Source organism: Saccharopolyspora gloriosae, assembly GCF_014203325.1.
GTDB classification, from domain to species: Bacteria; Actinomycetota; Actinomycetes; order Mycobacteriales; family Pseudonocardiaceae; genus Saccharopolyspora_C; species Saccharopolyspora_C gloriosae.
Genome location: NZ_JACHIV010000001.1, coordinates 1,943,913 through 1,965,489 on the forward strand (window position 1 = coordinate 1,943,913; position 21,577 = coordinate 1,965,489).

Annotated in this window: 19 protein-coding genes; 14 read left to right on the top strand and 5 right to left on the bottom strand. The window is 70.8% G+C overall.

Annotated features, from left to right (window positions below; genetic code table 11):
- Window positions 1-161 precede the first annotated feature (161 nt).
- The 4 genes from BJ969_RS08865 (at window position 162) to BJ969_RS08880 (ending at window position 6,431) form a co-directional block, all read left to right on the top strand.
- Window positions 162-2,891, top strand: a complete 2,730-nt coding sequence (locus BJ969_RS08865) for an MMPL family transporter (protein WP_184478332.1) — start codon at window positions 162-164, stop codon at window positions 2,889-2,891.
- A 20-nt stretch (window positions 2,892-2,911) separates the two neighbouring features.
- The gene (locus BJ969_RS08870; RefSeq protein WP_184478333.1) at window positions 2,912-4,852 is read left to right on the top strand and encodes a YhgE/Pip family protein; all 1,941 of its coding nucleotides are present in this window, start codon (window positions 2,912-2,914) and stop codon (window positions 4,850-4,852) included.
- 146 nt (window positions 4,853-4,998) lie between these two features.
- Entirely contained in the window at window positions 4,999-5,727 is a 729-nt protein-coding gene (locus BJ969_RS08875) for a dienelactone hydrolase family protein (protein ID WP_184478334.1), read from the top strand.
- A 224-nt stretch (window positions 5,728-5,951) separates the two neighbouring features.
- On the top strand, window positions 5,952-6,431 hold the full coding sequence (locus BJ969_RS08880; protein WP_184478335.1) for a pyridoxamine 5'-phosphate oxidase family protein: 480 nt from the start codon (window positions 5,952-5,954) through the stop codon (window positions 6,429-6,431).
- Window positions 6,432-6,521: 90 nt separating this feature from the next.
- On the opposite strand, the gene BJ969_RS08885 is transcribed toward BJ969_RS08880, so the two are convergent.
- On the bottom strand, window positions 6,522-6,845 hold the full coding sequence (locus BJ969_RS08885) for a hypothetical protein (protein WP_184478336.1): 324 nt from the start codon (window positions 6,843-6,845) through the stop codon (window positions 6,522-6,524).
- A 114-nt stretch (window positions 6,846-6,959) separates the two neighbouring features.
- Window positions 6,960-8,801: a sigma-54-dependent Fis family transcriptional regulator gene (locus BJ969_RS08890; RefSeq protein ID WP_184478337.1), complete on the bottom strand. Its 1,842-nt coding sequence runs from the start codon at window positions 8,799-8,801 to the stop codon at window positions 6,960-6,962.
- A gap of 244 nt (window positions 8,802-9,045) precedes the next feature.
- Here BJ969_RS08890 and BJ969_RS08895 point away from each other — a divergent pair, with 244 nt between their 5' ends.
- From BJ969_RS08895 to groL, 6 genes are all read left to right on the top strand, one after another.
- On the top strand, window positions 9,046-10,680 hold the full coding sequence (locus BJ969_RS08895; RefSeq protein ID WP_184478338.1) for a ferritin family protein: 1,635 nt from the start codon (window positions 9,046-9,048) through the stop codon (window positions 10,678-10,680).
- A 174-nt stretch (window positions 10,681-10,854) separates the two neighbouring features.
- On the top strand, window positions 10,855-11,886 hold the full coding sequence (locus BJ969_RS08900; RefSeq protein WP_184478339.1) for an FAD-binding oxidoreductase: 1,032 nt from the start codon (window positions 10,855-10,857) through the stop codon (window positions 11,884-11,886).
- A 58-nt stretch (window positions 11,887-11,944) separates the two neighbouring features.
- The gene (locus tag BJ969_RS08905; protein ID WP_184478340.1) at window positions 11,945-13,054 is read left to right on the top strand and encodes an aromatic/alkene monooxygenase hydroxylase subunit beta; all 1,110 of its coding nucleotides are present in this window, start codon (window positions 11,945-11,947) and stop codon (window positions 13,052-13,054) included.
- 5 nt (window positions 13,055-13,059) lie between these two features.
- Entirely contained in the window at window positions 13,060-13,386 is a 327-nt protein-coding gene (mimD, locus tag BJ969_RS08910; RefSeq protein ID WP_184478341.1) for a propane 2-monooxygenase effector subunit MimD, read from the top strand.
- 64 nt (window positions 13,387-13,450) lie between these two features.
- Window positions 13,451-13,894: a hypothetical protein gene (locus tag BJ969_RS08915; RefSeq protein WP_184478342.1), complete on the top strand. Its 444-nt coding sequence runs from the start codon at window positions 13,451-13,453 to the stop codon at window positions 13,892-13,894.
- A 60-nt stretch (window positions 13,895-13,954) separates the two neighbouring features.
- Window positions 13,955-15,604 (top strand): chaperonin GroEL, encoded by a 1,650-nt coding sequence (groL, locus tag BJ969_RS08920; RefSeq protein ID WP_184478343.1) that lies wholly within the window; start codon window positions 13,955-13,957, stop codon window positions 15,602-15,604.
- A 328-nt stretch (window positions 15,605-15,932) separates the two neighbouring features.
- Here the strand turns inward: groL and BJ969_RS08925 are convergent, their stop codons facing one another.
- Window positions 15,933-16,982, bottom strand: coding sequence for an LLM class flavin-dependent oxidoreductase (locus tag BJ969_RS08925; RefSeq protein ID WP_184478344.1), 1,050 nt, complete (start codon window positions 16,980-16,982; stop codon window positions 15,933-15,935).
- Between the two features lie 271 nt (window positions 16,983-17,253).
- On the opposite strand from BJ969_RS08925, the gene BJ969_RS08930 reads away from it, so the two are divergent.
- The 4 genes from BJ969_RS08930 (at window position 17,254) to BJ969_RS08945 (ending at window position 20,156) form a co-directional block, all read left to right on the top strand.
- A complete protein-coding gene (locus BJ969_RS08930) occupies window positions 17,254-18,159 on the top strand; it encodes a tetrahydrofolate dehydrogenase/cyclohydrolase catalytic domain-containing protein (protein ID WP_221315754.1) in 906 nt (301 codons plus the stop codon).
- Window positions 18,160-18,325: 166 nt separating this feature from the next.
- Window positions 18,326-19,324: an aldo/keto reductase gene (locus BJ969_RS08935; RefSeq protein ID WP_184478346.1), complete on the top strand. Its 999-nt coding sequence runs from the start codon at window positions 18,326-18,328 to the stop codon at window positions 19,322-19,324.
- A gap of 66 nt (window positions 19,325-19,390) precedes the next feature.
- Window positions 19,391-19,552 (top strand): hypothetical protein, encoded by a 162-nt coding sequence (locus BJ969_RS08940; protein WP_184478347.1) that lies wholly within the window; start codon window positions 19,391-19,393, stop codon window positions 19,550-19,552.
- A gap of 229 nt (window positions 19,553-19,781) precedes the next feature.
- Window positions 19,782-20,156 carry a hypothetical protein gene (locus tag BJ969_RS08945; RefSeq protein WP_184478348.1) on the top strand — a complete coding sequence of 125 codons (375 nt, stop codon included), beginning with the start codon at window positions 19,782-19,784 and terminating at the stop codon, window positions 20,154-20,156.
- A 28-nt stretch (window positions 20,157-20,184) separates the two neighbouring features.
- On the opposite strand, the gene BJ969_RS08950 is transcribed toward BJ969_RS08945, so the two are convergent.
- Both BJ969_RS08950 and BJ969_RS08955 read right to left on the bottom strand, forming a co-directional pair.
- Window positions 20,185-20,658 carry an STAS domain-containing protein gene (locus BJ969_RS08950; protein WP_184478349.1) on the bottom strand — a complete coding sequence of 158 codons (474 nt, stop codon included), beginning with the start codon at window positions 20,656-20,658 and terminating at the stop codon, window positions 20,185-20,187.
- Between the two features lie 274 nt (window positions 20,659-20,932).
- Complete coding sequence (locus BJ969_RS08955) at window positions 20,933-21,556, bottom strand: hypothetical protein (protein WP_184478350.1); 624 nt, start codon at window positions 21,554-21,556, stop codon at window positions 20,933-20,935.
- Between the last annotated feature and the right edge of the window lie 21 nt (window positions 21,557-21,577).

A 21,577-nucleotide genomic window follows, 5' to 3' on the forward strand; every position in this document is an offset into this window, starting at 1 on the left:
TTCCTTCGGACCCGTACCAGCGGCTTTCCGCTGTGATGCGGCCCGCGTGGAACCGCCCCATGGTATCGGATACGCTCATGTATCGGATACAGCGTTGTATCCAACTTCCCCCTTTCTGGTGACGCCGTCCGGCGAGAACCTCCCGGCGACAGGAGTGTGGCGTGTCCTCGTTCCTCTACTCACTAGGGCGCAGGGCGTACGCGGCCCGCAAGACCGTCCTCGTGATCTGGCTGCTAGTGCTGGTCGTGACCGGCGGAGCGGCCGGTCTGCTGTTCAAGGGAATGGACAACAACGTCACGATTCCCGGCACGGAGGCGCAGAACGCGCTGGACCGGCTCTCGGTGACCTTCCCGCAGACCAGCGGTGCCTCCGCGCAGATCATCGTGGTCGCGCCGGACGACGTGCGCGCCCCCGAGGTGCGCAGCGAAGTCGAGCGCACCGTCGACGAGCTCGAGAGCATGGACGAGGCCGCGTCCATCGTCTCGCCGTACAACGAGGACCTCGGCGGCAGCATCAGCGAGGACGGCAAAGCCGGTCTGATCATGGTCCAGCTCGAGGGCCAGACCATGGAGATCGGCGAGCCGACCAAGGACCACATCGCCGGGATCGCGGCCGACCTCGAACAGCGGTTGCCGCAAGGTTCCCAGGCCTCCCACGGCGGTCCGCTGTTCGCGCAGAGCTTCCCCGGCCTCAGCTTCGTCGAAGCGCTCGGCCTGGTGATCGCGATCGTGGTCCTGATGATCACGCTCGGGTCGTTCCTCGCCGCCGGGATGCCGCTGCTGAACGCGCTGCTGGGCGTGGGCGTGTCCACGTTCCTGATCCTGCTCGCGACCGTGCTCGGGCCGGTCACCGCGACCACTCCGCTGCTGTCGCTGATGCTCGGCCTCGCCGTGGGCATCGACTACGCGCTGTTCATCGTGTCCCGCCACCAGCAGGAACTCGCCGGCGGTGTGTCCGCGCACGAGGCTGCGGCGCGCGCCACCGCCACCGCGGGCTCGGCGGTGATCTTCGCCGGGCTGACCGTGATGATCGCGCTCGGCGGGCTCGGCGTCGCGGGCATCCCGTTCCTGACCACGATGGGCGTCGCCGGGGCGGTCGCCGTCGGCATCGCCGTGCTGGTGTCGCTGACGCTGATCCCGGCGCTGCTCGGGTTCGCCGGTGAGCGGCTCACCCCGAAGGCGCCCAAGCAGGGCAAGCGCGCCCGCGCGACCTCCGGCAAGCCCCCCGTGGGCGACCGGTTCTTCGCGGGCTGGGTGCGCGCGGCGACCCGGTTCCCGATCGTCACCGTCCTGGTCGTGGTGGGCGTGCTCGGCATCGCGACGGTGCCGGCCGCGGGCCTGCGGCTCGCGCTGCCCGACGCGGGCGCGCTGGCCAAGGAGGACCCGGCCCGCGTCACCTACGACCTCACCGCCGAGCACTTCCCGAAGGGCTTCAACGGCCCGCTGATCGTCACCGGCGACATCGTCACCAGCGAGGACCCGCTCGGCCTGATGGCCGACCTCAAGGGCGAGATCGAGCGGCTGCCCGGCGTGGCCGACGTGCCGATGGCGACGCCCAACCCGACCGCCGACACCGGCATCGTGCAGGTCATCCCGGAGGGCGCTCCGGACTCGGAGCAGACCAAGGACCTGGTGGAGGAGATCCGTTCGCTGCGCGGGCACTTCCTCGACACCTACGGCATCAACATCTCCGTCACCGGCTTCACCGCCATCGGCATCGACGTCTCCGACCAGCTCGGCGCGGCGCTGCTGCCGTTCGGCATCGTCGTCGTCGGCCTGTCGCTGGTGCTGCTGACCATGGTGTTCCGCTCCATCGCGGTGCCGATCAAGGCGACGCTCGGCTACCTGCTGAGCATCGGCGCCTCCTTCGGCATCGTGACGCTCGTCTTCCAGGACGGGTGGATGGCCGAGCTGCTCAACGTGCCGCGCACCGGCCCGGTGATCAGCTTCATGCCGATCGTGCTGATGGGCATCCTGTTCGGCCTCGCCATGGACTACGAGGTCTTCCTGGTGTCCCGGATGCGCGAGGAGTACGTGCACACCAAGGACGCCCAGGCCGCGATCCACACCGGGTTCGTGTCCTCCGGCAAGGTCGTCACCGCCGCCGCGGTGATCATGTTCGCGGTGTTCGCCGCGTTCGTGCCCGACGGCGACGCGAACCTCAAGCCCATCGCGATGGGACTCGCCGTCGGCGTGTTCGTCGACGCGTTCATCGTCCGCATGACGCTGGTGCCCGCGGTGCTGGCGCTGCTCGGGGACAAGGCGTGGTGGATGCCGCGCAAGCTCGACCGCGTGCTGCCCGCCTTCGACGTCGAAGGCGAGAACCTGCGCGAGGAGATCGCGCTGGCGGACTGGCCGCGGCCCGGCGCCGACGACGCGGTCGCCTGCGAGGGCCTGCGCCTCGACGACCCGTCCACCGGCGCGCCGGTCTACCAGGACGTCGGATTCCTGGTGCCGCGCGGCGGCGTGCACGTGGTGCGCGGCCGGTACGAGTCGGCGATCACCGCGGTGCTGCTGACGCTGTCCGGCCGGCTGCAGGCCGAGCAGGGCAAGCTGAAGGTCCTCGGGTACGTGCTGCCCGCGCGGGCCTCGACCGTCCGGGCCAAGGTCTCCTACGTCGACGCGGGCGACGGCGGCGCCGACGCGGTGCGCGCGGCGCTGCGGGAGAAGCCCGAGGTCCTGGTGCTCGACCGGACCGACCGGATCTCCGATCCGGGGCAGCGGCTGGCGATCCGCGAGCTGCTCACCGGCAGCAGGCCCACCGTGATCGCGGGCAGCACCGGTCTGTCCGACGCGCGCGACGTCCTGCCCGCGACCGGCGGCGCCACCCTCACCGAACTGCGCGATGACTCCGCCGCGATGCCCGGTGTCCTCTCCGGCGCGATCCGCTAGAAAGCAGAGGTAATCTGACGATGGCGAAAAGCCGCTTGCTCTTACCGCTGGCCGGCCTGCTGCTGGTGCCGCTGGTGATCGCGGGTCTGCTGACCTGGTCGATGGGCAGTCCCGAGGACCGGTTGAAGGACACCAAGGCCGCGGTCGTCAACAACGACGAGCCGATCGAGGTCAACGGCCAGCTCACCCCGCTGGGCCGCCAGCTGTCCGCGAAGCTCGTCGGCGGCGAGATCGAGAGCAACTACAGCTGGGAGTTCGCCACCCCGCAGACCGCCGCCGAGGGCCTCGAAGACGGCGACTACGCGGCGGTCGTGACGATCCCGGAGAACTTCTCGAAGGCCGCCACCTCCTTCTCCGGCGATCCCGCCCAGGCGAAGAAGGCGACGATCGACGTGAGCACCGGTGGCCGCAGCAAGCTCGCCGACGAGGCGATCAGCCGGGTGGTGACCACCACCGCGGCGAACCTGCTGGGGCAGCAGCTCACCACGACCTACCTGGACAACGTCTTCGTCGGCTTCAACACGCTGGGCGACAAGCTCGGTGAGGCCTCCGACGGCGCCACCTCGCTGGCCGACGGCGCCCGCCGGCTCGCGGGCGGCACCGACGAGCTCGCCGGCGGTGCCGACCAGCTCGCCGACGGATCGCGGGCGCTGGCCGACGGCATCGGCGCGCTGGAGGACGGCGCGCTGCAGCTCAAGACCGGGATGGCGGGTCTGTCCGACGGCATCGGGCAGCTGCAGGAGAAAACCGCGCAGCTGCCGCAGCAGACCGCGACGCTCGCCGACGTCTCCGCGAAGGAGGCCGAAGGCGTGCAGCAGCTCTCCGGCGGCCTGCAGGGCATGTCGGAGAGCCTCGGCGAAATGAGCAAGGAATGCCCGCCGGGCACCCTGCCGATCTGCACGAAGATCGCCATCCAGGCGGCCACCGCGCAGGCCCTCAGCGAGGGCGCCGGGCAGGTGCAGCAGGCCAGCACCGGCGTCTCCGGCGGTCTCGCCGCGCTCGCCGGGCAGACCCCCGAGTCGGGTGGCGGCCTGCCCGCGCTCGCAGGTGGCATCGATCAGCTCGCCGACGGCTCCAAGCAGCTCGACGGCGGCGTCGGCCAGCTCGCCGACGGCATCTCGCAGACCGGTGGCGGCGCGGGCCAGCTCGCCGACGGTGCCGATCAGCTGGCGGGCGGCGTGCGCCAGCTCTCCGACGGCGCCCACCAGCTCGGCGACGGCTCGGGTGAGCTCGCGGGCGGCCTGGACCAGGCCGTGGAGCAGCTGCCCAGCTACCCGGACGGTGACCGGGACAAGCTCGCGAAGGCCGTGGCGAACCCGGTGACGACGGCGGAGGGGACCAGCCTCGGCTTCGGTTCCTCCGGGGTGGCCCTGTTCGCGGTGCTGGCCCTGTGGGTCGGCGCGATCGCCACGTTCCTGGTGCTGCGCGCGGTGCCGCGCCGGGCGCTGGAGTCGACGCGCTCGTCGTTCCCGCTGGCGCTGCGCCAGCTGCGGCTGCCCGCCGTGATCGGGCTGGCGCAGGGGTTGCTGGTGGCCGTGGTCGTCGGCGTCTCGCAGGACCTCTCGGTCGGCCAGTGGTTCGGCTGCGCCGGGCTGGCGATGCTGGCGGGGGTCGCGTTCACGGCCGTCAACCAGGCGCTCGCCGGTGCGCTCGGCGGCTTCGGCCGGTTCCTCGCGATGCTGGTCGCGCTGCTGCTGCTGGCCACCGGGTTCATCACCGCGGTGCCCGCGGTGCTCGGCAAGTTCCTGGCGGCGACGCCCGCGGGCCCGGCCCAGGACGCGCTGCGCGCGGTGACCGACGGCGTCGCTCCGGGCGGCGGAGCGGTGGCCCTGCTGGTGATCTGGGGCTTGGCCGGGGTGGTGTTCAGCTACCTGGCGATCGAACGGACCCGCACGGTCCGGGCCACCCAGCTGTCGCCGCTGACGTCCGGATTCGCCCGGCGCGGCCCCGGACTGGCCTGACCGGAACCGGGATCGGCCTGATCGGAACCGGGCCGGGAGCGATCGCTCCCGGCCCGGTTTCCATTGTGGACCGATCGTGCGATGTGGCTCTGCTCGGCCGAATTCTCCGCCGAAAGGGGGCCCTTCGGCGAGTGACATCCCCGTGGATGCGGGCTAGGTTCCGGGGCGTGACAGCTGCGACCATTCCTTCGTCCGACGGTGACATCCCGGGCCACCTGGCGGTGCCGTACCCCTCGATCTCGGGCGAGCCGCCGTGGCCCGGCGTGGTCGTGGTGCACGACGCGTTCGGGATGACCGACGACAGCAACGCCATCACCGACCGGTTCGCCGCCGACGGGTTCCTCGCGGTGGCGCCCGACCTCTACGCGCGCGGCGGCTTCGCCCGCTGCGTCCGAACCGTGTTCGGCCAGCTCAGCAAGGGCAGCGGCCAGGCGTTCGACGACATCGAAGCGGCGCGGCGGCTGCTGGCCGAACGCGCGGACTGCACCGGCGCGGTCGGCGTCGTGGGCTTCTGCATGGGCGGCGGTTTCGCGCTGCTGGCCGCCCCGCGCGGATTCCAGGCGTCCGCGCCGTACTACGGCCAGGTGCCCGACGACGAGGCGGTGCTCGACGGCGCGTGCCCGGTCGTCGCGAGCTTCGGCGCGAAGGACGCCACGCTCAAGGGCGCCGCCGCGAAGCTGGAGTCGCACCTGACCGAGCTGGGCGTGCCGCACGACGTCAAGGAGTACCCGGACGCCGGGCACGGCTTCGCGAACCGGTTGAAGGTCGGTCCGTTCGGGCCGCTGCTGCGCGTCGCGGGCTTCGGCTACCACGAGGAATCCGCCGAGGACGCCTGGCGACGGGTGACGACGTTCTTCACCGAACACCTGCGCTGACCCGGCCGCCCCGGTGATCGGCACCACCGGTCGCACGACCGTTGCACGGGAACCGGAATCCGAGCGAGTACAGCGACGCACCGGTCTACCGGGTCTGCGCGAGCATCGCGCGGTAGCGCGTTCCCGAGTGCGATCCACGTTGCGGCGATCTTGACAGCGTCACCGGAGCCCTGGTGCGGTCGTTGCGCTGTGGACGGAACAGACCAGCGGATGGAAGTCGTGCCATGACCGAGGAGCTCAAGCCGCAGAAGCGCGGCCGCCGGATCGCCATGACCAGCGAGGAGATCGACTCCTTCCTGGCGGAGGAACGCACCTGCCGGGTGGCGACGATCGGCCCGGACGGGCCGCACGCCACGCCGCTGTGGTTCGGCTGGGACGGTGCTGCGTGCTGGCTCTACTCGATCACCCGCAGCAAGCGCTGGGCGGACCTGATGCGGGACCCGCGCGTCAGCGTCGTGGTGGACGCGGGAGTCGAGTTCCAGGAGCTGCGCGGCGTCGAGATCACCGGCACCGTCGAGGTGGTCGGGGAGCTCCCGCGCACCGGCGAGCCGAACGACGCGCTCACCGCAATCGAGCTGCTGTTCGCCCGCAAGTACATGGGCGGGGACGAGATGTTCCACGACGGCCGCCACGGCTGGCTGCGCATCACGCCGACGAAGATCACCAGCTGGGACTTCCGCAAGATGGCGGCGCCGCAGGGCTGAGCAGCCCGGGTACGGCGGGAACCCGTGGGACCGGAAAGGGGCACGCGATCCGGTCCCACGGGAGATCAGGGGGGCGTCCGGGAGGAGCCCTCAGAGGCGATCGGTGATCTTGTCGACCGTCCGGCGGAGCAGTTCGCGGTCCCGGCCGAGGTCCTTCGCGGCGTCCCGCGCCAGGTCGCGCGCGACGTCCTTCGCGAGGTCCCGCGCCAAGTCCCTGGCCAGGTCCCGGGCGAGGTCCCGCGCCAGGTCCCGCGCGACGTCGCGGGCGATGCCGTCCTCGACCGGCCCGAGGTCGACGCCGCGGACGTCGTGCACGTCGACCAGCGGGTCCGCTGCGGCGCTCGCGGTGGACAACGGCAGCGCCGCTGCCGCCGCCGCTATCGTCCACAGTGGATTGGTACGGCGGAATCGCATGTGCCGTCACGCCTTTCGCTCCGATCGGCCACTCACAAGATCATCGACAGGTGCGCCCCGGCGCTGCATCGCTGGATCGAGTGGTGATCTTCGCGGGCTGCCGCCGGAGCGCGCTCAGGACCTGCGGCGGCGGGACGGCCCGCTCGACGTCCGATCGCCGATGTCGTAATCGGTGATCTTGCGGTAGATCGTGGCGCGGGAGATGCCCAGGCTCCGGGCCGCTCGCGCCCGGTTGCCGCCCGCCTCGTCGAGGCTGGTGACGATCGCGTCGCGCTCCATCGACTCGATCGGGGTGAGCACGCGCCTGCTCTGGCTCGTGCACTGCGGTGGCAGGTCGGCGGCGGTGATCGTGGCGGATCGGGTCCGGCCGGTCACCTCCCGCACGACCTCGCGCAGCTCGGTGATGTTGCCCGGCCAGTGCCGCCGCTTGAGCAGGTGCAGCGCTTCCGGTGAGAAGGCCGATTCCGGGCGCTTGGTGAGCTGCCGCAGCAAGTGGTTCGCGATCGCCTCCAGGTCGTCGATGCGGTGGCGCAGCGGCGGCACCTGCACCGACTGCGGGAACAAGGCGCGCAGCCCGTGCAGCGCGGGCCCGGGAACGACACCGGGATCGATGGTGGCGGCGACCCACAGCGCCGGGTTGGCGGCCTTCACCTCGTCGAGCAGGCAGCTGAGCTCGGTCAGCTTCGGCGTGCTCAACCGGTGCACCGCGCGCAGCACCAGCGGGCCCTGCCGTTCCAGCAGTTCCGAGCGCGTCCGCTCCCACCAGTCGCGATCCGCGCCCACTTCGTCGGCGGCGATGACCCGGACGTGCCGGTCCGGCCGGTTCGCCCGGCAGACGGCGCGCAGCAGCGAACTCTTCCCGGTGCCGGGCTCGCCTTCCAGGCAGATCCACGCGTTCCGCGCGCGATGCCCCTCCACCGCGCGACAGCAGTGCCGCCACAGCGGCTCCGAACCGGCGATGCCCGGCAGCGGGCCGGTGGGCGCCGAGGAGATCATCAGGTCCGCGGCGGGGGCGAGCAGGTGGATGCGCGCGACCGTGCCCGCTTCGCGGCCGGGGACCTGCCGGGCGTAGACGCGGCAGCGCGTCCCGCTGGGCAGGTCCAGTTCGCCCGACATCGGACGTTGCCGCGGCGAGTCCCGCAGGTGTTCCAGCAGCCGCACCTGGTCCTGCGCGCCGAGCACCTGCTGGGCCTTGCGGTTGAGCATCAGCACGTCGGCGTTGAGCGCGATGATCGGATCGCGGGAGCGGTGGGAGGCGTGCAGGTACTCCTGCATCAGGGTGATGTCGTTCGCGCTGCCGTGGTTGAGCAGCCGCTCCTGGATCCCGCGCGCCGCGCCGACGGCGACGGCCTTGAGCATCGGTCCCGCGTCCTGCGCGAAGCACGTGACGTCGAGGACGCCCGCGAGCTCCCCGGTGATCGGGTCGTGGATCGGCACTCCGGCGCAGGCCAGGTCGATCAGCGGCCCGGTGAAGTGCTCCTGCTCGTAGACGAACGTCGCCTGCCCGGACTCCAGCGTCGTGCCGATCCCGTTGGTTCCGACGAACCGCTCGGCGTAGCCGAAACCGGGAGCCAGGCACACCCGGTCCAAGTGATCCCGCAGCTCGGGGCGTCCGGTGCGGCGCTCCAGCACGTAGCCGCGGTGATCGGTGAGCACCACGCTCACCGGCTGGTCCGGCAGTTCGTCGTGCAAGTGGTCCAGCACGGGGGAAGCGGCGTGCACCAGCGCGCCCTGGAAGTCGAGGTCGTCCACGTACGGCGCGTTCAACGCCTCGCTGTCGACGCGGTAATCGCTCGAACGCCGCCACGACGCCAGGATCGGGCCGCGCACCGCCGCCGGCTCCACCGGTGCGTCGCCGAGGAAGCGCCGCCGGGCCGGGCCGGGCGCGGGTTCCGGGGTCGTGGTGCAGCGGCGGGGATCTTCGGACTGCGACGGGCCTCGACGGCGGACGGGCATGGCACCTCCCGGACTACGGCGGTCTCGACGCCGCCGACCGGGGCGGAACCCGTTCCTCGAACCGCCGGGAACGCGTCCGGTCGGTGAGGGCTGCGCGACGTTGCGTGACGGTCATCGTAGCCCGCGGAAGTGCGGCGGCATTGTCTCATATTGAGATGAACTGACGCTCGCCGGTGCGATGTGATGCTACTCATCCCGGCCCCGCGACGACTCTCCGGGAGTACGACGACGCAGGAGGCGCGACGTGAGCCGACAAAGCCTGAGCAAGGCCCACAAGAAGATCACCGAGCTGTCCTGGGAGCCGACGTTCGCCACTCCGGCCACCCGGTTCGGCACCGATTACCGCTTCGACAAGTCGCCGAAGAAGGACCCGCTCAAGCAGATCCTCCGGTCCTACTTCCCGATGGAGGAGGAGAAGGACAACCGGGTCTACGGCGCGATGGACGGCGCGATCCGCGGCAATATGTTCCGGCAGGTCCAGGAGCGCTGGATGGAGTGGCAGAAGCTGTTCCTGTCGATCATCCCGTTCCCGGAGATCTCCGCGGCCCGCGCGATGCCGATGGCGATCGACGCCGTGCCCAACCCGCAGATCCACAACGGGCTGGCCGTGCAGATGATCGACGAGGTCCGGCACTCGACGATCCAGATGAACCTCAAGCGCCTCTACATGAACCACTACATCGACCCGGCCGGGTTCGACATCAGCGAGAAGGCGTTCTCCAACTGCTACGCGGGCACCATCGGCAGGCAGTTCGGCGAGGGGTTCATCACGGGTGACGCGGTGACCGCGGCGAACATCTACCTCACCGTCGTGGCCGAGACCGCGTTCACCAACACGCTGTTCGTCGCGATGCCCTCGGAGGCCGCCGCCAACGGGGATTACCTGCTGCCGACGGTGTTCCACTCGGTGCAGTCCGACGAGTCCCGGCACATCAGCAACGGCTATTCGATCCTGCTGATGGCGCTGGCCGACGAGCAGAACCGCAAGCTGCTGGAACGCGATCTGCGCTACGCCTGGTGGAACAACCACTGCGTCGTGGACGCCGCGATCGGCACCTTCATCGAGTACGGCTCGAAGGACCGCCGCAAGGACCGGGACAGCTACGCGGAGATGTGGCGGCGGTGGATCTACGACGACTACTACCGCAGCTACCTGCTGCCGCTGGAGAAGTACGGCCTGGAGATCCCGCACGACCTCGTGGAGAAGTCGTGGAGCCGCATCGTCGACGACTTCTACGTGCACCGGGTGGCGCAGTTCTTCGCGACCGGCTGGCCGGTGAACTTCTGGCGCATCGACCCGATGACCGACGCCGACTTCGAGTGGTTCGAGCACAAGTACCCCGGCTGGTACGACCAGTTCGGCAAGTGGTGGGAGAACTACAACCGGCTGCGCTACCCCGGCCGGAACAAGCCCATCGCGTTCGAGGACGTCGGCTACGAGTACCCGCACCGCTGCTGGACGTGCATGGTGCCCTGCCTGGTCCGCGAGGACATGGCGGTGGACAAGGTCGACGGGCAGTGGCGCACCTACTGCTCGGAGCCGTGCCACTGGACCGACACCGTGGCCTTCCGCGCCACCTACGAGGGCCGGGAGACGCCGAACATGGGGCGGCTGACCGGGAAGCGGGAGTGGGAGACGCTCTACCACGGCTGGGACCTGGCGGACGTGCTCACCGACCTGGACTACGTGCGCGATGACGGCCGGACCCTGGTGCCGCAACCGCACTTGGACCTCGACGATCCGAAGAAGCTGTGGACCCTGGACGACATCCGGGGGATCGAGTTCAGCAGCCCGAACATCTCGCTCAACGAGATGACCGACGCGGAGCGCGAACGCCACGTCGCCGAATACCGGGCGAACCCGAACGTGTCGTCCTGAGCGGTCTTCAGCGGTCCTTCCAGGGCGAGCCGCGGCAGTGCCACGCCGACGGCGAAGCCCGTCCGGCACCGCCGGGCGGCTCGTCCTGGACGGACTCCTCAACTCGGGCGGTGGCGCCGAGCGGGGCCTGGGCGCCACCGCCCGATACCAGCCTGTGAGCGAAAGGAGAGCGTCATGGGCGATGCGCATCGGATCCGGTTCGAACCGGTGGACATCGAGATCGAGGCCGACGAGGGCGAGACCGTGCTGGACGCCGCGTTCCGGCAGGGCGTCATGTTGATGCACGGGTGCAAGGAAGGGCAGTGCTCGGCGTGCAAGTCGTTCCTGCTCGACGGTGACGTGCAGATGGGCCGCTACTCGACGTTCGCGCTGGCCGACTACGAGAGCGAGGAGGGCTACGTCCTGCTGTGCCGCTCGCACGCCTACAGCGATCTGGACGTGGAGCTGCTCAACTACGACGAGGACATGATCCGCGCCGGGCTGCCCGTCGTCACGGTGGACACCGAGGTCGCGGCCGTCGAGGAGCTGACCCACGACATCAGCCTGCTGCGGCTCGCGGTCTCCGGCGACGACGAGTTCAAGTTCCACCCCGGCCAGTACGTGGACGTGGCCATTCCCGGCTGCGAGGAGCACCGGTCGTTCTCGATGGCGAACCTGCCGCGCGCCAGCGGCAGCGAGCTGGAGTTCGTCATCAAGCGCTACCCGGGTGGCAGGTTCTCCGGGCTGCTGGAGGGCGAGTTGCGTCCCGGTGTACCGCTGTCGATCACCGGTCCGTACGGCACGTTCACGCTGCGCGCCTCGTCGGACCGCCGGATCGTGCTGCTGGCCGGTGGTGCGGGCATGGCGCCGATCTTGGCGCTGCTGCGCCAGATCGCGGCCAAGGACGACTTCGACCGCGAGGTGGTCTTCTACTACGGCGCGCGCACCGAACGCGACCTGTTCCTGCTCGACGAGATCGCCGAGCTGGGCGGCCGGATCCCCGGGTTCAGCTTCGTACCGGTGCTCTCGGACGCGGAGTGGTCCGGTGCGCGCGGCATGGTCACCGCCGTCGCGGCCGAACGCGAGGCCGCGCTGGCCGACTGCGACGTCTACCTCTGCGGACCGCCGCCGATGATCGACGCGGGGTTGGCGGCACTGGAGGAGCGCGCCGTGCCGCAGGAGCAGATCTTCTACGACAAGTTCACCGTCTCCGCCGAAGCGGGCTGAGGTGACCGGAACATCCGCGAGCCAGCTCGGACATCCGCAACCAGCAAGGAGGACGGCCATGACGACGCAGGAAACGCCGGCGTCCGCGAGCCGCAATCGCAGCTTCCCCAAACCGGAGTTCACCGACGCGGAGGCGGGAGCGCTGGAGTTCCCCAGCTCGGGTTCCCGCGCGTACAACTACTTCAGCCCCCGCAAGATGCGCGCCACGATGTACGAGGACGTCACCTTCGACGTGCAGCCCGACCCGGAGCGGCACCTCACGCAGGGCTGGATCTACGGCTTCGGCGACGGCGAGGGCGGCTATCCGAAGGAGTGGACGGCGCTGAAGTCCTCGGATTGGCACGCGTTCCGGGATCCCAACGAGGAGTGGGAGCAGACGATCTTCCGGAACAACGCCAACGTGGTCCGGCAGATCCAGCAGAACCTCACCAACGCCAAGCAGGCCGGTGCCTACAGCGGCTGGCCCCCCGGCTGGACGCGGTTCGTGGAGCGCCACCTCGGCGCGTGGATGCACGCGGAGAACGGGCTGGGCATGCACGTGTTCACCGCCGCGCAGCGCTCCGGGCCCACCAACATGATCAACACTGCGATCGCGGTGAACGCCGCGCACAAGCTGCGGTTCGCCCAGGACCTCGCGCTCTACAACCTGGACCTGGCCGAATCGGGCCTGGAATTCGACGGTTCGGCGCACCGCGGGGTGTGGCGGGAGGACCCGGTGTGGCAGCCGGTGCGGGAGGTCGTCGAGCACCTCACCGCCATCGGAGACTGGGCCGAGGCGCTGTTCGCGGCCAACGTCGTGTTCGAGTCGCTGATCGGAGTCCTGTTCCGCAGCCACCTCGTGATGCAGATCGCCGCGCGCAACGGCGACTACGTGACCCCGTCACTGGTCGGCACCGGCGAGAACGATCACGAGCGGGACCTCGGCTACAGCAGCGCGCTGTTCCGGATGCTGGCCGAGGACCCCGAATTCGGGGCGGCGAACCGGGACGTCATGCAGGGCTGGGTCCGGCGGTGGGCGCCGATGTGCCGCAACGCAGCGCACGAGCTCCAGCCGATCTGGTCCCAGCCGCAGGAGAAGGTCATCACCTTCGCCGATTCCTGGACCGCAGCCGATGAAGGATTCGCCGCGGTGCTCGGCGAATTCGGGCTCACCGAGCAGAAGGGGTGAACGTCATGAGTGCGACCGCTTCCGGCATGTGCGGCGTGACGCTGATGAACAACCAGAACGGCCACATCGTCGCCGAGATCATGGCTCGCAAGGCGGAGGTGCGGGTCGACCACCTGCCTTCCATGATCCGCGTCGACGGGCAGGGCACGTTGGTCTTCGACTTCGAGGAGATCGCCGACGAGATCGGTTTCGAGTTCGACCAGTCGGACTTCGAGGAGATCATGTCCACCCACTACGGGCGCATGGTGCACCTCGACGACCGCACGGTGCTGTTCGCGAACCCGGAGGACGCCGCCGAGTACATCGACTTCGACCTGACGCCGGTGAACTGACCGATCGTGGCGGGCGCGGCCGCCCACCGGCGCCGCGCCCGCGCTCGGAGGAACGGGGAAAGCCATGTCCGATCCTGAATTCCGCAGCCGCGTGCTGACCCAGATCTGGCGGTCGCTGCAACAGGTCTGCCCCCGCGAGGGCCGGCTCGCGCTGGGGGTGCGGGGGTTCGTCACCGCGGTCTCCACCGACGGCCACCAGGTGCGGGTCCTGCTGCGGTTGCCGGCGTCCGTCCGGTGCGAGGGCGACGACGGCTTCCTGCCCGCGGCGCAGCGGGCGATGGCGGCGATCCCGGCGCTGCGCGCGGTGCGGCTGGACACCTCGATCCCGGCCGCGGACACCGCGCAACCCGGTCACGAGCGCTGCGCCGATCGAGGCCTGGCCGAGTGGCGGGCGCGCGGCTGGCGGATCGAGCGGGGAGCGGAGCAGGACACCGTCCGAGTGCTGATCCGCGCCGAGATCGAAGCCGCCGATCGGTCCACATCGGACGGAACGCTGCAAGCGGTCTGACACCGGCGCAGCACCGTCGAAGCGAAGCAAACGCAGTCCCGGAGCGCGAAGGAGACCACGATGGCGAAGGAACTCCGGTTCGACCGGCAGGCCAGGGCGTTGCTGGAATCGGGGGTGAACGCGCTGGCCGACGCGGTCAAGGTCACGCTCGGCCCCAAGGGCCGCAACGCGGTGATCGAGAAGCTCACCGGCCCGCCCACGATCACCAACGACGGCGTCACGATCGCCCGCGAGATCCAGCTGCGGGACCCGTTCGCGAACATGGGCGCCCAGCTCGCGAAGGAGGTCGCGGACAAGACCAACGGCGTCGCCGGGGACGGCACGACCACGGCGACGGTGCTGGCGCAGGCGCTGGTCCGCGAAGGGCTGCTCGCGGTCGACGAGGGCGCCAACCCGATGCTGCTCAAGCGGGGCATCCAGCAGGCGGCGGCGGAGGTCGTCGACGTGCTGCGCGCCGGGGCGCGGCAGGTCTGCGGCAAGCAGGACCTGGCCCAGGTGGCGTCGCTGTCTGCGAACAACGACCCGGAGATCGGCGAGCTCATCGCCGTGGCCATGGACCGGGTCGGCACCACCGGCGTCGTCACCGTCGAAGAGTCCCCGACCGTCGGCATCGACGTGGACTTCGTGGACGGCTTGGAGTTCGACCACGGCTACCTCTCGCCGTACATGGTCACCGACGAGCAGCGGATGGAGACGGTCTTCGAGAACCCGCTGATCCTGCTCACCAACGAGAAGATCAGCCAGGTGCAGACGTTGATGCCGGTGCTGGAGCAGGTCACCCGCACCGGTCGCCCGCTGCTGATCCTCGCCGAGGACGTGCAGGGGCCGCCGCTGGGCATGCTGGTCACCAACAACGTGCACGGCACGTTCCGGTCGGTGGCGGTGCGCTCGCCCGGTTTCGGGCACCGGCGGCTCGCGCAGCTGGGCGACATCGCCGCGCTCTCCGGCGGCCGGGTGATCACCGGAGACGCGGGGCTGAGCCTGGAGTCGGTGCAGCTGGACCACCTGGGCAGCTGCGAGAAGGTCACGGTCACCGCGAACAGCACGACCATCGTCGGTGGCGCCGGGCGGGGCGAGGACGTCTCGGCCCGCATCGATCAGCTCAAGCGCGAGTTCGACCGCGCCGAGAACGATCACGACCGGGATTCGTTGCAGGACCGCATCGCGCACCTGTCCGGCAGCGTGGCGGTGCTGCGCGTGGGGGCGGCCACCGCGGTCGAGCTCAAGGAGAAGCAGCACCGGGTGGAGGACGCGGTGTCCGCGACGCGGGCGGCGATCGAGGAGGGCCTGCTCGCCGGTGGTGGCGCTGCCCTGGTGCGAGCCGCGGCCACGCTCGGGCCGAGCTCGCTGACCGGGGACGCCGCCGTGGGGCGGGAGATCGTGCGCCGCTCGCTGGCCGAACCGCTGCGCTGGATCGCGATCAACGCGGGCCACCCCGCGGACGAGGTGCTGGCGAAGGTCGCCGAGCTGCCCGTCGGCCACGGGTTCAACGCGCTGACCGGTGAGTACGGCGACATGTTCGCCTTCGGCGTGATCGACCCGTTCAAGGTGACGCGTTCGGCGTTGGAGAGCGCGGCCTCCATCGCCTCGCTGCTGCTGACCACGGAAACCCTGCTGGTGGAGGAGATCGTGCAGAATCCGGGGGCGATTCCCGCGCCCGGGTTCGGCGACCTCGCCGAGGGCCTGGTGCGGCCGTCGAACATCGCCTGACCCCCGGACCGCCGCACGCCGGCGGAACCCGTGGGATCCCGCGAGGGTCGCGGCGAACGGGATCCCACGGGACCGGGCGGGGGCTTCGTCCTCGGCTTGCGTGGGGGCCGGGCGGCGGAACCTCAGTTGCTTCCTCGCTGCGGGATCAATTTTTCTGGCTCCGCCACCGGCGAAATCGCTGTCCTCGCGAGGAAGCAACTGAGAACCCGCGGGTGGTCCACGTGCGCAGGTGGTCGCTGCTCAGCGGCTTCGCCGCTGACAGGACGACGACCAGCGATGCCGTTCACTTCGAACGACAAGATCGAAGACGGCCCTGGGCAGGACGAGTTCACGGGCTCAGTGCGCGGAAGCGGGGAATGACCTCGTGGGCGAAGCGGCGCTGCTCGGATTCGAACGGCTGGAACTGGAGCATCAGCGTGCTGATGCCGAGCTCGTGGAACTCCAGGATCCGCTGCGCCACCTGGTCGTAGCTGCCGACCAGTCCCGCGGCGGTGCCGCCGTTTGTGCCGATGTGCGGGTGCTTGGCGAAGGTCTGGAACATGACGGCCTTCGGGTCCGCCTTCGCGACCAGTCCGTCCCAGGTCGCCTGGCCCTTCTCGGCCAGTTCCCACTGGTACGCGAGGACTTCCCGGGCTTCCGCCTCGGTCTCGCGGGCGATGACGAACGCGGACAGCGCGTACCGCAGCGGATCCCCGGTGCGCGGACGACCCGCCACGTCCTTGATCAACGCGTGCACGTCCTGCTGCGGCTGGCCGTTGATGAACCAGGTGTCGGCCTGCTCGGCCGCCAGCGCCCGCGCCGGATCGGATTCGCCGCCGAGGTAGACCGCGGGCCGCTCCCGCGTCCTGCTGGCGGGTTTGAGCAGGTAGTCGTCGACGTGGAAGTGCTCGCCGTGGAACGTGGTGCGTTCGCCGGAGAGCAGCCCGCGCACCACGGTGAGCCACTCGGTGCCGTAGGCGTAGCGCGCGTCGTGCTCGGCGAACCCGATGCCCGCGCGTTCCAGCTCCGGCTTGAACCAGGCGTTGACGAGGTTGATGCCGAAGCGCCCGCCGCTGATCTCCTCGATCTGCAACGCCTGCTTGGCCAGCACTACAGGGTGGTAGAGGTAGGGCTTGATCGCCGCGATGATCTCGATGCGCTCGGTCAGCGCGGCCAGCCCGGCCGCCGCCGTCCACGCGTCGAGCTGGTCGTGCTCCTCGCCGAACGGGTTGACCACGTGCTGGGCGATCAGCGTCGTGTCGTAGCCGAGCTGCTCGGCTTCCAGGATCTGCCGTTTGTTGCGTTCCCAGGACGCGTCCACCGGGTCTTCCGGGTGGTGGAAGGAGGCCCAGTTGCCGTAGACGAGCGCCCACACGCCGAAGCGGAGTTGTGCCGACATGCCCGCAAGGTCACCAGAGCGCCGCGCCCGGCGACCAGACCATCCCACTGCGTGAGTGCGCGGCATCGTCGCCGTGGAGCGGGCGGCGCCGTGCCACGATCAGGGCTTCGTGGGCGTCGACTCGGGTTGACATCGGACACACCGACCCTCGGCGACAGCGGAACTCGACGGTTTCGCAATGGCTGATCGGCTGGTCAGGGCACTGGAAGGCGGCCCGTGGCGGTGTGGGGCGGCGTCGCCGGAGGTCGGCCGCTGTGCTAGAGAACTACCCGTGTCCGCTCGACTGCTCGATCCCAGTGCCCTCGCCGACGACTTCCGCGCGGAGATCCGCGCCGAGGTGGCCGCGCTGCCGGAACCGCTGACGCTGACCGGTTTCCGCGTCGAAGGCGATGGCCCCACCCAGACCTACGCCGAGTACACCCGGCGCGGCTGCGAGAAGGTCGGGATCCGCTTCGACCAGCGGGTGCTGCCCGCCGGCGACGTCGAGCGCGCCGTGCACGAGGCGGGCAGCGACCCGGGCGTGCACGGGATCTTCCTGTACTACCCGATCATGGGGCTCGCGCAGGACCGCTGGTTGCGGGAGCTCGTCGACCCGCGCAAGGACGTCGAGGGCCTGCACTCGTTCTGGAGCCGCTGCCTCTACGAGAACCGCCGCTACATCGACACCGAGCACACCAAGCGCGCCGTGCTGCCGTGCACGCCGCTGGCGGTGCTCAAGCTCATCGAGCAGGCCGAGGTCGGTGAGCGCGGCGCCGCCGAACCGCTGGCCGGGCTGAAGGCGTGCGTGTTCAACCGCAGCGAGATCGTCGGCCAGCCGCTGGCGGCGATGATGGCCAACGACGGCGCCGAGGTCACGTCCTTCGACGTCGACGGCCCGCTGGCCTACGTGCCCTCGCACGGCAAGGGCTCCTACGAGGTCCGCCCCACCTCCGTGGACCGCGCGACCGCGCTCGCCGAGGCCGACGTGGTCGTCACCGGTGTGCCCTCGCGGGAGTTCCCGCTGGTGCGCGCCGCCGAGATCAAGCCGGGCGCGACCTGCATCAACTTCTCCACGCTGAAGAACTACGACGACGACGTCGTGGAATCCGCCGGGGTGTTCGTCCCGCGCATCGGCCCGATGACGGTGACGATGGCCCTGCGCAACGCGGTCCGCCTCTACCGCAACTGGCACAGCTGACCCGGGGTTCCACGCCACGGGCACGTGCTCGCGCGGGGGGCGCCTTTCGACCGTCCGGAGTGCGGGAAGTTCCTCCGGGCGGGAAGCGCGGCGCGGGGCCGGTCGTTGGTGCTGGTGAGGGTCCGCCGCGAAGTGCGGACGACGGCGACAAGGAAGGTCACGGCTGATGGCTTTGACTCGGCGAGACGACATCCCACGGCACCGGCTCGGTGCTCGCGGCCCCGCGGTGAGCGCGCTCGGGTACGGGGCGATGGGGCTGTCCGGGGTGTACGGCGAGGCCGACGACGGCGAGTCGCGGGAGCTGATCCGGCACCTCGTCGAGGCCGGCATCGACCTCATCGACACCGCCGACGTGTACGGCAACGGGCACAACGAGCTGCTGCTCGGCGGCGCGCTGTCCGGCGGCCTGCGGGAGCGGGTGGCGCTGGCGACCAAGACCGGTGGCGGCGGCGGGGAAGGCCTGGGGCGCCCGGAGCGGATCCGCGAAGCGATCGACTCCAGCCTGAAGCGGCTCGGTACCGATCACGTCGACGTGTACTACCTGCACCGGGTCGATCCGTCGACGCCGATCGAGGACAGCGTGGGCGCGCTCGCGGAGATCGTCGAGCAGGGCAAGGCCCGCTACATCGGGTTGTCCGAGGTGTCGGCCGAGACCCTGCGGCGCGCGCACGCGGTGCACCCGATCGCGGTGACGCAGGAGGAGTACTCGCTGTTCACCCGCGACCTGGAGGCGGAGCTGCTGCCCGTCGCCAGGGAGCTCGGGGTGGGCGTGGTGGCCTACTCGCCGCTGGGGCGCGGCGTGCTCGGCGGGTCGATCCGCAGCGCCTCGGACGTGGAGAACCTGGCGGGCAGGCAGGCGCGCTACCCGCGGTTCTCCGAGGAGGCGCTGGAGCAGAACCTGACCCGCGTCGATCGGCTGCGGGCGCGAGCGGAGGAGCTGGGCACCACGCCCGCCGCGCTCGCGCTGGGCTGGTTGCTGGCGCAGGGCGACGACGTCGTGCCGATCCCCGGCACCCGGCGCGCGGCCAACCTGGACGCGAACCTGGAGGCGGCCCGGCTGGAGCTGCCCGCGGAGCTGGTCGCCGAACTGTCCGAGACGTTCCCGCCCGGCTCGACGGCGGGGGAGCGCTACACCGCGAACCTGCGCGGCAGCCTCGGCAGGTGACGGGCGGTCGCTGAAGCGGACCCGGTGGTCGTCGTGCGCGGCGGCCACCGTCGGTCGCTCGACGAGATGCGGGAACCGCTGGGCCCGGTGTGGGACTCCCCGGTGGTCACCGCGCTGGTCGCGCGGTTCGCGGCGCGCGGCGTGGCCGTCGAGATCACCGGGCTCGACGAGCACAGCGCCAGGCTGCACGCTCGGCTCTCCGAAGCGGAGCCCGCTCCGGCCGGGTGAGCCGAAGCGGGCACCGCCCGTGAGCACGTTCCCGTCGGTTCCACCGTTCGTGTGAGCCGCGGGCGTGCGGTGTCGCCGGAGTAGCAGGGAGCCACCGCTGCGGCATAAAACCCAAGGTATATGCCGAAAATCGGCGCCGGGGGCGGTGGATCTCCGCTCGCCGCAGGGGGCAGACTGTCCGCCACGCAAGCGTTCCCCCACCGCCTCCCGGACTGGAGATCTACCGCCGATGAGCATCGACAACGACGTTCCGACCGTGTGGGCGAAGGTCCTCGAGGAGGAACCCTGGGTTCCGTTCGAGGACCCGCACCTGCCCGGCGGCGAGAACGCGGCGCAGGTGAAGATCCTCGCGCCGAACGTCTTCTACGCCTGGTTCCCGCCGGGCTACTCGGCGCCCGCGCACAGTCACCCGTTCAACACGACCTACCACATGGTCAAGGGCGCGCTGCGCTTCGGCGACGAGGGCTGGGTCGGCGCGAACTCGGTGCGCGGCGTGCAGGCGGGACACGTCTACGGCCCCGAGGAGGCCGACCCCGTGCACGGCTGCGAGTTCCTGCTCGTCTCCGACGGGCCCATCGGCATCGACTGGGACGAGAGCGCCTGATCCGCTGACCTGGGCCGGCCATCCGCCGTCAGCGCGGGGACAAGGCGCTGCGCAGGTCGGCGTGCACCAGGAATCGCACGTGCGCGTCGGCCAGGTCCAGCAACCGAAGCAGGAGGCCCTGGTCGTCGCGCACCACGCGGAACGAGATGTCGTGCTCCTCGGCGCGGCGCTGGCACTGGTCCAGCAGGTGCAGGCCGCTGGTGTTGACGAAGGTCATCGCGGAGAGGTCCAGCACGACGGTGCCGGTGCACGAGGCGAGCCGGTGCCACAGCAGCTCGCGCAGCCGCCGGACGGTGCTGGTGTCCACCTCGCCGTGCACCGCGAGGACGATCGTGTCCGAGCTGGGCCGGTCGAGGCGCAGTTCGAGCGCACCGCCGTGGTGGTCCGCGCGGCGTTGCGGGCGGTCACCTCTGGCGGGCGCCGGGATGTCGGGCGCCTGCTGGACACCGGAGGGGGAGGCCTGCGGCGGTACCAGGCCGAACGTGGTGGAAGTCGCACTCATGCCGTCTCCTAACGAGTCCTCCGCGGGAGATCCGCGCGGCCCGGACCTCGGCGGCTTCCGAAGCGGATCGCGCGCTCGCGGGGACTCCTCGTGGTCGCCGAAGTGATCACCGGACGGCGGCGGGAGCGCCGCGACGTCACGGCCGAGCGCACGCTCTCGGCGGGGAAGTCTGTTCGCGGCTGTGGGCTCAACCGCTTTCCACGCTACATCCCGACGCAACCGGCCCCGCGCGGGCTCTCCGATGTGACGCGGGAATACCGGAACGCGCGCGGTGTCACCGGCCGGGGCGGTGCTGCGGTGGTTCGGAGGGTCGGAGGCCGAGTCGGGCGAGGTGCAGGGCGGCCAGGCCGTCGATGACGGGACGCGAGCCTTCGCGCCACGCCGCGGCCGGATCTTCGTGCACCGCGCGGAGTTCGCGATAGGGCACAGTGGACAGTGCGCGCAGCGCGAGCAGATCCGGTGCGGCGGTGCGCAATTCCTGCGCCGAGGTGGCCGCTCGCGCGTACGCGATCCGGGGCAGCAGCCACCACCGCACCAGCGGGATCAGCGCCAGCAGCAGCACCAGCCCGGCGGCGGCCGGTGCCCCCGCGCTCACCGCGTCGGCCTGCGTCCGCCCCGCGTCGGTGAGCATGTCACCGGCGGCGGTTGCTCTGCTGAGGGCACCGGCCAGGTCGTCGCCGACCAGCGGCACCCTGCTCGCGGTGCGAGCGGCGTCGCCCAGGGTGCGGTCGAGGTCCTGCCCGGCGTCGATCATCCGCAGGCCGGGCGCCTGCCACTCCAGCACGGCCAGGTAGGCCCGGTGGGCCAGCCAGGCGAACACCGCGCACCAGGCGACGGCGCCCCGGTCGTGCAGCACCTGCCTACCGGCGCGCGCCGGTGTCTGCGCGTAGAGGCGCACGAGTCCCTCCTCCTAGCCGGA

Bases quoted from the DNA above. Each gene is read 5' to 3' on its own strand.
- BJ969_RS08875 (WP_184478334.1), top strand. From the start codon at position 4,999: ATGCGGGCTAGGTTCCGGGGCGTGACAGCTGCGACCATTCCTTCGTCC.
- BJ969_RS08915 (WP_184478342.1), top strand. From the start codon at position 13,451: ATGTCCGATCCTGAATTCCGCAGCCGCGTGCTGACCCAGATCTGGCGG.
- BJ969_RS08935 (WP_184478346.1), top strand. From the start codon at position 18,326: ATGGCTTTGACTCGGCGAGACGACATCCCACGGCACCGGCTCGGTGCT.
- BJ969_RS08900 (WP_184478339.1), top strand. From the start codon at position 10,855: ATGGGCGATGCGCATCGGATCCGGTTCGAACCGGTGGACATCGAGATC.
- BJ969_RS08940 (WP_184478347.1), top strand. From the start codon at position 19,391: ATGCGGGAACCGCTGGGCCCGGTGTGGGACTCCCCGGTGGTCACCGCG.
- mimD (WP_184478341.1), top strand. From the start codon at position 13,060: ATGAGTGCGACCGCTTCCGGCATGTGCGGCGTGACGCTGATGAACAAC.
- BJ969_RS08890 (WP_184478337.1), bottom strand. From the start codon at position 8,801: ATGCCCGTCCGCCGTCGAGGCCCGTCGCAGTCCGAAGATCCCCGCCGC.
- BJ969_RS08905 (WP_184478340.1), top strand. From the start codon at position 11,945: ATGACGACGCAGGAAACGCCGGCGTCCGCGAGCCGCAATCGCAGCTTC.
- BJ969_RS08885 (WP_184478336.1), bottom strand. From the start codon at position 6,845: ATGCGATTCCGCCGTACCAATCCACTGTGGACGATAGCGGCGGCGGCA.
- BJ969_RS08945 (WP_184478348.1), top strand. From the start codon at position 19,782: ATGAGCATCGACAACGACGTTCCGACCGTGTGGGCGAAGGTCCTCGAG.
- BJ969_RS08880 (WP_184478335.1), top strand. From the start codon at position 5,952: ATGACCGAGGAGCTCAAGCCGCAGAAGCGCGGCCGCCGGATCGCCATG.
- groL (WP_184478343.1), top strand. From the start codon at position 13,955: ATGGCGAAGGAACTCCGGTTCGACCGGCAGGCCAGGGCGTTGCTGGAA.
- BJ969_RS08870 (WP_184478333.1), top strand. From the start codon at position 2,912: ATGGCGAAAAGCCGCTTGCTCTTACCGCTGGCCGGCCTGCTGCTGGTG.
- BJ969_RS08925 (WP_184478344.1), bottom strand. From the start codon at position 16,982: ATGTCGGCACAACTCCGCTTCGGCGTGTGGGCGCTCGTCTACGGCAAC.
- BJ969_RS08950 (WP_184478349.1), bottom strand. From the start codon at position 20,658: ATGAGTGCGACTTCCACCACGTTCGGCCTGGTACCGCCGCAGGCCTCC.